Origin of the sequence: Paracoccus sp. Arc7-R13, from assembly GCF_004010775.1 — a bacterium.
Lineage (GTDB): Bacteria > Pseudomonadota > Alphaproteobacteria > Rhodobacterales > Rhodobacteraceae > Paracoccus > Paracoccus marcusii.
Map to the genome: position 1 here is coordinate 41,964 of NZ_CP034811.1, position 12,550 is coordinate 54,513.

Annotated in this window: 12 protein-coding genes; 5 read left to right on the plus strand and 7 right to left on the minus strand. The window is 69.5% G+C overall.

Going from position 1 to position 12,550, the window contains the following annotated elements; translation table 11 throughout:
* Positions 1–26: 26 nt before the first annotated feature.
* The 3 genes from EOJ32_RS16290 to EOJ32_RS16300 all read right to left on the minus strand — a co-directional run bounded on the left by EOJ32_RS16290 (position 27) and on the right by EOJ32_RS16300 (position 2,976).
* Positions 27–1,268 carry a PqqD family protein gene (locus tag EOJ32_RS16290; RefSeq protein WP_127899457.1) on the minus strand — a complete coding sequence of 414 codons (1,242 nt, stop codon included), beginning with the start codon at positions 1,266–1,268 and terminating at the stop codon, positions 27–29.
* Positions 1,269–1,274: 6 nt separating this feature from the next.
* Entirely contained in the window at positions 1,275–1,637 is a 363-nt protein-coding gene (locus EOJ32_RS16295; protein WP_127899458.1) for a hypothetical protein, read from the minus strand.
* 70 nt (positions 1,638–1,707) lie between these two features.
* Positions 1,708–2,976, minus strand: coding sequence for a S8 family serine peptidase (locus tag EOJ32_RS16300; protein ID WP_127899459.1), 1,269 nt, complete (start codon positions 2,974–2,976; stop codon positions 1,708–1,710).
* A gap of 162 nt (positions 2,977–3,138) precedes the next feature.
* On the opposite strand from EOJ32_RS16300, the gene EOJ32_RS16305 reads away from it, so the two are divergent.
* From EOJ32_RS16305 to EOJ32_RS16315, 3 genes are all read left to right on the plus strand, one after another.
* Positions 3,139–3,654: a sigma-70 family RNA polymerase sigma factor gene (locus EOJ32_RS16305; protein ID WP_208863817.1), complete on the plus strand. Its 516-nt coding sequence runs from the start codon at positions 3,139–3,141 to the stop codon at positions 3,652–3,654.
* A 24-nt stretch (positions 3,655–3,678) separates the two neighbouring features.
* Positions 3,679–4,383 (plus strand): anti-sigma factor, encoded by a 705-nt coding sequence (locus tag EOJ32_RS16310; protein WP_127899460.1) that lies wholly within the window; start codon positions 3,679–3,681, stop codon positions 4,381–4,383.
* 65 nt (positions 4,384–4,448) lie between these two features.
* Positions 4,449–5,060: a hypothetical protein gene (locus tag EOJ32_RS16315; protein WP_045999827.1), complete on the plus strand. Its 612-nt coding sequence runs from the start codon at positions 4,449–4,451 to the stop codon at positions 5,058–5,060.
* On the opposite strand, the gene EOJ32_RS16320 is transcribed toward EOJ32_RS16315, so the two are convergent.
* Complete coding sequence (locus EOJ32_RS16320) at positions 5,061–6,236, minus strand: nucleotide sugar dehydrogenase (RefSeq protein WP_127899461.1); 1,176 nt, start codon at positions 6,234–6,236, stop codon at positions 5,061–5,063.
* 73 nt (positions 6,237–6,309) lie between these two features.
* Entirely contained in the window at positions 6,310–8,454 is a 2,145-nt protein-coding gene (locus EOJ32_RS16325; RefSeq protein WP_127899462.1) for a malate synthase G, read from the minus strand.
* A 324-nt stretch (positions 8,455–8,778) separates the two neighbouring features.
* Between EOJ32_RS16325 and EOJ32_RS16330 the strand changes: the two genes are divergently transcribed.
* Positions 8,779–10,017: an SRPBCC family protein gene (locus tag EOJ32_RS16330; protein ID WP_127899463.1), complete on the plus strand. Its 1,239-nt coding sequence runs from the start codon at positions 8,779–8,781 to the stop codon at positions 10,015–10,017.
* Positions 10,018–11,109, plus strand: coding sequence for a hybrid-cluster NAD(P)-dependent oxidoreductase (locus EOJ32_RS16335; RefSeq protein ID WP_127899464.1), 1,092 nt, complete (start codon positions 10,018–10,020; stop codon positions 11,107–11,109).
* Here EOJ32_RS16335 and EOJ32_RS16340 read toward each other — a convergent pair.
* Positions 11,106–11,951, minus strand: a complete 846-nt coding sequence (locus EOJ32_RS16340; protein WP_127899465.1) for an SMP-30/gluconolactonase/LRE family protein — start codon at positions 11,949–11,951, stop codon at positions 11,106–11,108. The genes EOJ32_RS16335 and EOJ32_RS16340 overlap by 4 nt on opposite strands.
* Positions 11,948–12,550: a 2-dehydro-3-deoxy-6-phosphogalactonate aldolase gene (locus tag EOJ32_RS16345; protein ID WP_127899466.1), complete on the minus strand. Its 603-nt coding sequence runs from the start codon at positions 12,548–12,550 to the stop codon at positions 11,948–11,950. Before EOJ32_RS16345 ends, EOJ32_RS16340 begins: the two co-directional genes overlap by 4 nt.

The following is a 12,550-nucleotide window of genomic DNA, read 5'->3' on the forward strand; positions in this document are numbered from 1 at the left end:
GGCAACGCCGGTGCGGGGCGCGGGGTTCATCCGGTGACGAACCCCTCCTCCAGCAAGTCGCCCATCAGGGCCGCGATGTCGCGGGTCAGGCGGTCGCGGGGAACGTCGGCAAAGACCTCGGCCAGGGTGTCGGCCAGATCGGCGGCGCTGCCGGGGATCTCCAGCAGCGCCCAGACTGCGTGTCCGACCGGATTCAGGTGCCAGACGACCGGGTCGGCGGGCGTCCACAGGAATGCCCCCGACCCCATGCGCCGCAGCACGATCCCCGGAGCCTGCCGCAGTACCCGGTCGGGATGCACCGGAACGGACCGCCTGTCCGGCACATGCAGCGGATCGGGCAGCGGGCCGGCCAGCGGCACGTTGGTCTGGGGTGGCGCGTCGGGGGCGAAGGCCCGGCGCAGCAGGGCGACCGCGTCCTCCAGATCGGCATAGACCAGTCTCAGGCAGGTCATCGCGGCGGCCATGTCGCGGGTCTTGGCAAAGGCCTGGTCGGCGCTGCCCAGATCGCCCATGTTCTGCGCCAGCAGGTGGTGCATCGCCTGATCGCGATCCATGCGGTGCAGCGTGGCGGGGCCGATCTGGCGCCGGTCCAGCACGATCAGCGTGCCGGGCCGGGCCTGGGTGCCGTGTGGGGCGACGTTGGGCGCCGCCAGATAGGCATAGCGCCTGTCGCGCGGCCCCGGCGTCATGGCGACATGCCGGCGGAAGGCGACGGTGGTCTCCTTTGGCAGGGGCAGCCGCAGGCGGGGCGCGATGCCCAGGGCCACGGCCTTCAGGTCGGCGGTCAGCGGCAGCACGTCGTCGCAGAACACCGTGACGTCCGGTTCCGCCGTCAGTCGCCCGATCAGCGTGCTTTTTCCGGCCCGCATCGGACCCGTCAGCAGGATCAGGTCGCCCACGAAACGGAACGCCCCGCAATGCAGCGCCATGCAGCCCGGACGGTTTGCCAGAAACCCCTCGGACAGATCGGCGATCAGGGCGCAGGCGGCGCTGGCCGCATCCAGCCCCCCAAGATCGCCCTGAAAGAACGGGGAACGCGCGACGAACCCGCCTGGCCCTTGCGTCACCAGCGTCTGGCGGTGGCCCGGTCGTGGCGCGGACATGGTCTGCGGCTGCCATCCGCGGATCGCGCCCATCAGCGCCCTGCAGACCGGCCCCGCACCCTGCAATCGCAGTGACAGGCCGGTGCCGGGAAAGTGCAGATGGCTGTCCGCGCCGGGCGACTGGCGCGCGGCGCGGACGGGGCGGGTTCGGGACGGGGGCGCCATCGTGGATCAGCGCGACGGCTTGGACCAGTCGCGGCGCGTGCCCGGCCGCGAGGGACGGCTGCCGCGCTGGCCGCGAATGCCACGGTTGTCGGGACGCGACGCGCGGCTGGCCCGGCTGGCGCGACCGCGGCCGCCATTGCCCCGCCCGCTTCCTCCGCGACCGCTGCCGCCCCGACCACTGCCACCCCGGCCGCTGTTGCCGCGACCGCTGCCACCCCGGCCGCTGCGACCGCTGGCGCCGCTGGCATGGGCCGCCCCGAACCCGACCAGGGTGGGGGCGGCATAGATCACGCCGGCGGCCCCTGCGGCCAGGCCCAGCTTGGCCAGAAGGCCGCGACGCGAGAGGCGGATATCGGACGTATCGGACATGGGCTTCTTCCTTTGTGTTGCCGGAACCGGTCCTGTCCGGTTCATGGATGCAACGGGCCGGCGGGGCGGCTTATTCCCCGCTGACGGAAAGAATCTGCGATCCTGCCTCGGGGCAGGCCGACGGCGACGCGACCATGCCGTGGCCGAACACCGGGTCGCGGCCCGGTGCGCCCAGATCGGCAGCGCAGCGGAACAACCGGTCGCGCGCATCCGTCGCGCTCAGCCCGTCGCGCGCCATGCCAAGCGCCAGTGCCGCCGACACGAAGGGCGCGGCATACGAGGTCCCCGACCGCAGCCGCCCCCCCTCGATCGAGGCGGCGGTCCACAGGTTCACCCCCGGCGCGGCCAGCGCGACATGCGGACCCCGCGCCGCCTGGCGATAGGGGGCACGGTCGGCATCGACGGCGGTGACGGCGATCACCTCGGGCCAGGCGGCGGGAAAGGCGGGGGCGGCGCCCGGCCCGCCGTTCCCCGCGGCCGCGACAAGGCCGATGCCCGCATCGCGCGCCTCGACCACGACCTGGCGCAGCACGGGGTTCGCGGGGCCGGAAAAGGACATGTTGATGACCTGCACCCGCGCCTGGATCAGCACGTCCAGCGCGTTCAGCAACGAGAACGCATCCGCCGCCGCCCCATCGGCGCGGCTGTGGAACGCCTCGACCGCGATCAGGTCGGCACGCGGCAGCAGGCCGGGGGCGCGACCCTGCGCATTGCCGATCAGAAGGGCCGCGACGGCAGTGCCATGCCGGCGCCCCGCCGCGTTCCGCCCGTCCAGGTCGACCTGGTTCACGCGCAGCGACTGGCCGCGCAACGCGGGATGGTCGGGATTGACACCCGTGTCGATCATGCCGATCCGCGGCCGGGCCTGCAGATCGGCAGGGCGCCAGCCGATCATCTGCTGGGCCGCGCAGTCCGCGCCGTCGCAGGTCAGGTCGTCGGGGCGATAGAGCGAATTCAGCGCCGCGGTCGATCCGGGCAGCAGGCGGGCGATCTCTGCCCGGGCCTGTGCCGGGTTGCGGCCCGGCGGCAGGCGCAGCCGGGCGGCGCGGCGCGCCAACGTCGCGTTGTCGCGCTGCGACAGCACGTCATAGCCTGCCGCCTGCAGCGGCTGCAGGCTTTGTCCCGGCGCCAGGATCACGACCATCTCGGGAGGGGCAGGCGCGCGGCGCCGTCGCTGGCGCACCGGGCGCGACACCGATGCCCGCCCCGACGGCGCGCTGGCATCGGACGCGCGGGCCGTGCCGGTCCCGATCAGCGTCGGAGTCGCATAGGCCAGCCCGGCCGCCAGTCCCATCCGGGTCAGCAGCGCGCGGCGGGTGGTCGGGGCGTCCTGGGTCATCGGCGGGTCCTTGATGCGATCGGGTCGGGTCATGGAAACGGTCGGCGGAACCAGTCTATTCCCATCGGCCCGCTGCGCGCACTTTTCTTTCGCGTGCGATGGAATAAAAGCGGAGGGGCCACGTTTCAAGGTCAACCAAGACCGCAAGGGGGGACCCTGTCCGTGACCGATGACCTGCGCGCCCAGATGATCGCGCTGCTGCCCCGCCTGCGGTCCTTTGCCCGCGGCCTGTCGGGCCAGCACGCGCTGGCCGACGACCTGGTGCAGATCACCGTCGAGAAGGCGCTGCGAAACCTGGACGCCTTCGTGCCGGGGACGCGGATGGACAGCTGGCTGTTCCGCATCCTGCGCAACAGCTTCATCGACCATGTACGCGCCCGGCGGGACACCGACAGCCTGGACGATGACGACGCCATGCCTCTTGTGGGCCAGGACGGCCGCGAGGTGACCGAGACCCGCCTGCATCTGGCCGATGTGCGTCGCGCCATGAGCCGCCTGCCCGAGGATCAGCGCGTCGTGCTGATGCTGGTCTGCGTCGAGGGCATGCGCTATCGCGAGGCCGCGCTGGCGCTGGACGTGCCTTTGGGCACGGTGATGAGCCGCCTCGGCCGCGCCCGCGCGGCCCTGGCGCAGGCGCTGCAGGACGATCCCGCCCTGCTGTCGGCCAGGCTGGGCTGAAGCAATCCGCAAAGGCATGATCCGATGACCCGTATCGACCCCCCGATTGATCCCAACGACGAGAGCGACGAGATGCTGATGGCCCTGGCGGATGGCGAACTTGACGAGACCACCGCCGAACGCCTGTGGCAGCGGATCGAGACCGACCCCGCCTTGGCTGACCGCTTCGCGCTGTTCGTCGATACCCGTCATGGCCTGCAGGCGGCCTATCCTCCGGAACCGGTGCCCGACCGGCTGATCGCAACCGTCATGGCGGGCACGCCTGCTTCCGATCCGGTCGTCGTGCCATTCAGGCGCAGGTTGTCTGCGCGGCCGATGGCGGCCTGGGCAATGGCCGCGTCGCTGGTCCTGGCAGTGGGCCTGGGTGGGTTCCTGGCCGGCCGGGCGACGCCCCCTGCGGGCGCCACCCTGCAGCAGGCGGCGGCCGCCCTGGCCCAGGTGCCGACGGGGGGCGAGGCTGCCCTGCCGGGCGGGTCGGTGGCGCGGGCGCTGGCCAGCTATGACACCGACCTGGGTCTGTGCCGTCTGATCGAGGCGGGCGCGGAACGCGCGCTGATGTGCCGCGACCAGGGCGGCTGGTCGGTGGCGCTGGCGGTGCCGGGCGCGGGTCAGGACGCCTATCTGCCCGCGTCGGACCTGGGAACCGGCCTGATCGACACCGCGCTGGACGATCTGGGGGCGGGGCCTGCGCTGGACCCCGCGGCCGAGGCTGCCGCCCTGTCTGACTGATCCCGCCATGGAACATCCGGCACGCGGGTCGTGTTGGGGGGCCTTGAGGAAAGGCCGGGTGGGGCATGTGGGACTGGATATCTGAGAACAGCGGGCTGGTTCAGGCCGGAATGGCGGCGGTCACGGCGCTGGTCTGGATGGTGTATCTGCACATCATCGTGTCGGGCCTGCGCCGCCAGCGCCGGACCGAGATCCTGATCCAGCTGGGCGGCGCGCGGAACCTGTCCGCACGCATCCTGGTCAGCAACCTTGGGTTCGAGCCGATCTATGTGCTGGAGATCATGCTGACCGTCTGGACCGCCAGCGGAGAGCGCATGTCCTCGGTCGCCGACCGAACCGAGATCGCGCAGGGCCAGCACGCAACCCCGCGCGAGGCGACGCTGCAGGGACCGCTGAAAAGCGGGGATCACGTCGATATCGGCAGCGTGCTGGACCTGCTGGACCGCGCCCGCCACCGCAGCTTCGACGCGCTGGAGCCCGGCGACATCCGCGAGGTCGAGGTGACGGTGGCAGCCATCACCGCCGCCGACAGCCGCATCGCGGCCGCCGCCCGCCGTTTCGCGATGAAGGGAGAAGGCGACGACATGTCTCTGTGTCCGCAGAACCTCTATGCACGCCAGATCCGGTCGCGCTGGCGCCGCCGCCAGATCGAGGCCAAGCTGCGCGAGCGTCTGTGATCAGTCCCCGCCGAACAGATCGCGCGTGAACACGCGGTCGGCCACGTCCTGCAGGTCCGGGGTCAGGCGGTTCGCCACGATCAGGTCGGCGCGCGCCTTGAACGCGGCCAGGTCGCGGATCACCTCGGACCCGAAGAACCGCGCGTCGGGAAGGGCGGGTTCAAACACCACCACCTCAAGCCCCTTTGCCTTCAATCGCTTCATGATGCCTTGGACGGCGGATTGGCGGAAATTGTCGGACCCGGCCTTCATCACCAGGCGATGGATGCCCACCACCTGCGGCCTGCGCGCCAGGATGGCGTCGGCGATCACGTCCTTGCGGGTCCGGTTCGCCTCGACCACCGCGGCGATCAGGTTCTGGGGCACGTCGTTGTAGTTCGCCAACAGCTGCTTGCTGTCCTTGGGCAGGCAGTAGCCGCCATAGCCGAAGGACGGGTTGTTGTAATGGGCGCCGATGCGCGGATCCAGCCCGACACCCTGGATGATCTGGCGGCTGTCCAGGCCAAGCGACAGGGCATAGCTGTCCAGTTCGTTGAAATAGGCCACGCGAAGGGCAAGATAGGTGTTCGCGAACAGCTTGATCGCCTCTGCCTCGGTGGAGCCGGTCAGCAGGACCGGCACGTCGTCGTCCAGCGCCGCCTCGGCCAGCAGGTCGGCAAAGGTCCGGCCGCGGGCGCTGTCCTCGCCCACCACGATGCGCGAGGGGTGCAGGTTGTCGTGCAACGCGCGCCCTTCGCGCAGGAATTCCGGACTGAAGATCACCTGCTCCGTGCCAAGCCGGGCGCGAACGTCGCGGGTAAAGCCCACCGGGACCGTCGACTTGACCACGATCACCGCCTGCGGCGCCAGCCGCGTGACATCCCGGATCACGTCCTCAACGCTGGAGGTGTTGAAGTAGTTGGTGACCGGATCATAATCGGTGGGCGTCGCCACGATCACGAAGTCGGCCCCCGCATAGGCCGCCGCCGGGTCGGTCGTCGCGGTCAGGTCCAGGCTTTGCGTGGCCAGGTGATGGGCGATGTCCTCGTCGATGATCGGACAGCGCCGGTCGTTCAGCATGGCCACGCGCCCCGCGTCCACGTCCAGCGCGCGAACGGTGTTGCGCGCGGCCAGCAGGACAGCGTTGGACAGGCCGACATAGCCGATGCCCGCGACGGCGATTGTTTTCCCGGACATGGCAGGCCTCCCGATGATGTGGCCGGCACAATAGCGTGCGGCGGCGGCGTTGCAACCGCCGCCGCGTGGCGTGCTAGACCGCCTTGGCTTCGGCCCGGCGCGCATGCAGCGCCGGTTCGGTATAGCCGGACGGCTGCTGCGTTCCGGTCAGCACCAGATCACGGGCGGCCATGAAGGCCGGCCCGTCAAAATCGGGTGCCATCGGGCGATAGGCGGGATCGCCCGCGTTCTGGCCGTCGACCTTGGCGGCCATACGGCGCAACGCGTCCTCGACCTGGGCTTCGGTGATCAGCCCGTGCTCCAGCCAGTTGGCCAGGTACTGCGCGCTGATGCGGCAGGTGGCGCGGTCCTCCATCAGCTGCACGTCGTCGATGTCGGGCACCTTGGAACAGCCGATGCCCTGATCGACCCACCGCACAACATAGCCCAGGATGCCCTGCGCGCTGTTGTCCAGCTCGCGCAGGACCTGATCCTGCGGGATCGGGCCGTCGGCCAAAGCCGGGGTCAGCAGCAGGTCCAGGTCGGGGATCGGCTGACCCTGCAGCTCGTCCTGGCGGGCGGCCACGTCGATCTGATGATAGTGCAGCGCGTGCAGCGTCGCCGCGGTGGGCGAGGGAACCCAGGCCGTGCTGGCGCCCGATTTCGGGTGGCCGACCTTGACCTCCAGCATCTCGGCCAGGGCGTCGGGCTTGGCCCACATGCCCTTGCCGATCTGCGCGCGGCCCCGCATGCCCGACGCCAGGCCGATCAGCACGTTGCGATCCTCATAGGCCTTCAGCCAGGTGGCGGTCTTCATCCCGTCGCGACCCACGAATGCACCCGCCTGCATCGAGGTGTGGATCTCGTCGCCGGTGCGGTCCAGGAAGCCGGTGTTGATGAAGAAGATCCGGTTGCGGATCGCGTGGATGCAGGCGGCCAGGTTGGCGCTGGTGCGGCGCTCCTCGTCCATCAGGCCCAGCTTGACGGTGTTGGGGGCCAGTCCCAGGGCGGTCTCGACATGGGCAAAGACGCGGTTCGCGAATGCAGCCTCTTCGGGGCCATGCATCTTGGGCTTGACGACATAGATGGCGCCGGCGCGGCTGTTGCGCGGTCCTTCGGTCTTCTTCAGGTCATGGATGGCGCAGGCGACGGTGACCATCGCATCCATCAGCCCCTCGGGCGTGGATTGGCCGTCCTTGCGGATCACGTCGGTGGTCATCAGATGGCCGACGTTGCGCACCAACAGCAGGGCGCGGCCCTGCAGCGTCACGGTGCTGCCGTCGGGCCGCGTCACGGTCCGGTCTCCCTCCAGGCGGCGGGTCATCGACGTGCCGCCCTTCTCGAAGGTCTCGGACAGATCACCCTTCATCAGGCCCAGCCAGTTGCCATAGACGCCGATCTTGTCCTTGGCATCGACGGCGGCGACGCTGTCCTCGCAATCCTGAATGGCCGACAGCGCGGCCTCCAGCACGACGTCGCGCAGCCCGCTGGCGGATGCCGCCCCGATCGGGTGGTCGCGGTTGATCACCAGCTCGACATGCAGCCCGTTGTGGCGCAGGACGTATCCGGTGTCGGCGCCGTCGCGGTGGGTGCCGACAAAGGCTGCCGGATCGGCCAGCCGCGCGGCCTGGCCCCCAACGGTCGCGACCAGCCCCTGCGCGTCGGCGTCATAGGCGGTGACGTCGGCATGGCTGCCCCCATCCAGCGGCAGCGCCTGATCCAGGAATGCGGCCGCCTTGGCCACGACCGCGTCACGGCGCGCCGGATCGAACCCGGCCGACGGCACCGGACCCATCACGTCCGACCCGTACATCGCGTCATAGAGCGAGCCCCACCGCGCGTTCGCCGCGTTCAGGGCAAAGCGGGCATTGCTGACCGGCACGACCAGCTGCGGCCCGGCCAGAGTGGCGATCTCGGGGTCAATGTCGCCGTTCTCGACGGCAAACGGGGCCGGTCCGGCGACCAGATAGCCGATCTCGGTCAGGAAGGCGCGATAGGCGGCGGCGTCCCAGGGCTGGTTTCCGCGAGCCTTGTGCCACGCGTCGATCTGGCGCTGCAGCTCGGCGCGGCGTTCCAGCAGGGCGGCGTTCTCGGCCGCGAATCCGTCCAGCAGCCCGGCGTAACCCTGCCAGAAGGCATCCGCCGTCACGCCGGTCCCGGGCAGCACCTGCGCCTCGATGAACTGCGCAAAGTCGGTATCGACCTCAAGGCCGTGGCGGGGGGTGGCGGAACGGGTCATGGGGCTCTCCTCGGATGGCGGGGATTCGGCATCGGGCCATACCCCAAGGGTGGGATACGTCACCCCGGCAGGTTTGCCAAGGGTTTTGGAACGATTTTCCATTGTGTCCGCAAACCGGGCGTTGCGGCCTGGTGTCGCGGGGGTCCGGGGGCCCCGCAGCCTTGCCGCCCCCCTCGATGGGGGGTGGCAAGGCTTCCTTCCCCCAAAGGCGCGCACATGATCACGATGTCCGTTTCCGCTGGCAGAATGTCGCAATTCTGCCGCGCCGTCGTTCGCCTGCGACTAGTTTGGGGCGAAAGCCACCCCGGACCCCCGAGCAGCGCCATGACCCAAACCTCCGACTTGACCACAGCCCAGCTGATCGCCGCCCGTCTTCCCGGCCACGCGCTTCCCCGCGACCTGTATTGCGGCGAACAGGCCTTCCAGGACGACCTGGAGCAGATCTGGTACCGGGAATGGCTGTTCGCCGGTCCCAGTTGCGAGCTGCCCAAGACCGGCAGCTACATCACCATGCAGGTCGGCCAGTATCCGGTCATCGTCACCCGCGGCGCAGACGGCCGCATCCGTGCCTTCCACAACGTCTGCCGCCACCGCGGCCAGCGCCTGTGCGCCAAATCGAACGGGACCAATCCCAAGCTGGTCTGTCCGTATCACCAGTGGACCTACGACCTGAACGGCAAGCTGCTGTTCGCGCGCGACATGGGCCCCGAGTTCGACCCCTCGAAATACAGCCTCAAGCCGGTTCATTGCGTGGACCTGAACGGCATGATCTTCATCTGCCTGGCCCAGGTGCCCCCCGCCATCAACGAACTGGCGGCTAACTTGACCCGCTATGCCGCGCCCTCGGGGCTGGCCGATGCCAAGATCGCCTTCAGCTCAACCATCGTCGAGAAGGGCAACTGGAAGCTGGTGATGGAGAACAACCGGGAATGCTATCACTGCAGCGGCAGCCATCCGTCGCTGTGCCGGACCTATTCCGACGATCCGCTGATGACGGTGATGGAGGGGCCGAACGCCGCCTCGCCCGAGATCCTGGCCCATTGGGACCGCTGCGACGCCGCCGGTCTGCCCGCCCGCTTCGTCAACGCGCCCGACATGCAGTGGCGCATGGCGCGGGTGCCGCTGATGGACCATCAGGAAAGCTTCACCATGTCGGGCAAAGCCGCCGTCGCGCGGCGCATGGGCACGATGCCCTGGAATGACGCCGGCAGCCTGATGTTCTATCACTTCCCCTCGTCCTGGAACCACTTCCTGCCCGATCACGCCATCGTCTTCCGCATCCTGCCGATCAGCCCGACCGAGACCGAGGTCACGACCAATTGGCTGGTCCACAAGGACGCGGTCGAAGGCGTCGATTACGACATCGAGACCCTGACCCGCGTCTGGCTGAACACCAATGACGAGGACCGCCAGGTGGTCGAGGAAAACCAGGCCGGCATCCTCTCCCCCGCCTATGAGCCCGGCCCCTATTCCCCCACGCAGGAGGCCGGTGTGATCCACCTGATCGACTGGTATTGCGGGTTGATGGCATCACGCCTCGGGATGCGGCAGGCGGCCGAATAGATGGCCAAGCCCCGCGTGAACTGGGCCGCCGAGCCGTGGTCCGATGACGAGCCGCTGGAATGCGTCATGGTCGTGCCCGAGACGCGCGACACCTCGACCTTCATCTTCCGGGCGCCGTCTGGCGCGTGGTTCGACTATCAGCCCGGCCAGTTCGTGACGCTGGACCTGCCCGTCGATCCCGCCAGGGGGCCGGCCGGCAACGTCCAGCGGACCTACACGATCAGCTCGTCGCCCTCGCGGCCGCTGTCGATCTCGGTCACGGTCAAGGCGCAGTCGACCTCGATCGGCACGCGCTGGATGCTGGATCACCTCAAGCCGGGAATGCGGATCCGGGCCTTTGGCCCCAACGGCATCTTCAGCTTTCACCGTCATCCGGCGGCGAAGTACCTGTTCATCTCGGCCGGGTCGGGCATCACGCCGATGATGTCCATGACCACCTGGGCCTGGGACCGCGCGCAGGACACCGACATCGTCTTTGTCCATGCCGCGCAGCGCCCATCCGACATCATCTTCCGCGACCAGCTGGAACATTACGTCGCCCGCGTGCCCGGCCTGCAGCTGCGCCTGACCGTCGAACAGCCCGAACCGTTCCGCGTCTGGCACGGCTATCAGGGGCGGTTGAACAGCCTGATGCTGGGCCTGATGGCCCCCGACTATCTGGACCGCGAGGTGTTCTGCTGCGGCCCCGAGCCGTTCATGCAGGCCGTGCGCGAGATGCTGATCTCGCTTGGCTACGACATGGAGCGCTATCACCAGGAAAGCTTCGGCGCCCCCGTCGCCACCGAGGCCGAGGCCCCGGTCATCGAGGATGTCACCCCGGCCGACGATGCCAGCGCCCAGGTGACCTTCGCCTCCAGCGGCGTGACGGCGTCCTGCGCGGAAACCGACACGGTTCTGGCGGTGGCCAAGCGGGCGGGGCTGAACATTCCGTCCGGCTGCACCTTCGGCCTGTGCGGCACCTGCAAGATCCGCAAGACCGCGGGAGAGGTCCACATGGTCCATAACGGCGGCATCAGCGACGAGGACATCGCCGAGGGCTGGATCCTGGCCTGCTGTTCGAACCCGATGGGGCGGATCACCGTCGAGGTCTAGCCCAGGATGACCCGATGCTCCTGTTGGCCTGTGACGCCTGCGGGAACCGCATAGGTGCAGCCGTCCGTGTCGCGCGGATCGTCCAGCCCCTGCCGTGCGGTCGTCGCGAACAGCGTCGTCAGGTCCGCGCCGCCGAAGGCCGGGCAGGAGACGTGCGGTGCGGGCAGATCGATCGTCCGCTCAAAGCGGCCCTGCCGGTCATAGCGCGCGACGCGCCCCGCGCCCCATTGTGCCGACCACAGCCCGCCCTGGGCGTCGATGACCGCGCCGTCGGGGTTCAGCCCTTCGGCGTTCAGGTGGATGAACACCTGCGGATCGCCCGCGGGCCAGCCGTCGCGGTCCAGCCGGACCTGCCAGATGGTCGAGCGGTCGGTATCCGCGAAATGCGCCAGATCGCCTTCGGGCGAAAAGCAGATCGCGTTGGTGATGGTGATGTCGGGGAACAGACGGCGCAGCTCTCCGCGGTGGAACCGCCAGATCGACCCGGCACCGGGTTCCGCGTTCAGCCCCATCGTCCCGATCCAGAACCCGCCCTGCGGGTCGGCACGGCCATCGTTGCTGCGCGTCACGACGTTGTCCGCCTCCAGCGGCACCAGGACCTGGGCAGCACCGTCGCGCAGATCCACCAGCGACAGCGTCCGGCTGGACGCCACGATGATGCGGTCCGCATCGACGATCCCCGCGGCCGAGACGGGGTCGGCAAAGTCCCAGTGACGCCGCGCGCCGTCCAGCGGCTTTTCGAACATGCGGCGATCGATGATGTCGAACCAGATCAGCGACTGGCGGTCGGGATGCCACAGGGCGCCTTCGCCCAGGGTGCAGGGGGTGTCGTCAAAGATCATGCGCTGGCCTCCCATGCGGCGACAATGGCGGCGGCCTTGGCGGCCACGGTGTCGGCACTGTCGCCGGGCTTGTACAGGCTGGATCCGATCCCGAAGCCCGCGGCCCCGACACGGCGCCATTCGGCCATGTTGTCCACGGACACGCCGCCCACGGCCCAGCAGTCGGTTCCCGCGGGCAGCACCGCGCGCATGGCGCGCAGGCCCGTGGGACCGATCAGTTCTCCGGGAAACAGCTTCAGCCCGGTGGCGCCCGCCGCCAGCGCGGCAAAGGCCTCGGTCGGGGTCATGACGCCGGGATAGCTGGCCATGCCCGCCTCCACGGTGGCGCGGATCACGCCCGTGTCGCAATTGGGCGAAAGGACCATCCGCCCGCCCGCATCGCGGACCGCCTGCACCTGGTCGGGCGTCAGCACCGTGCCTGCGCCGACCTGTGCGGCGTCACCGAACTCGCGCGACAGGATTCGGATGCTGTCCAGCGGATCCGGAGAATTCAGCGGCACCTCCAACCGGGTGATGCCGGCCTGGATCAGGGCATGGCCGACGGCGCGGGCGTCCTGCGGCGTCAGGCCGCGAAGGATGGCGATCAGGGGACGGGACAT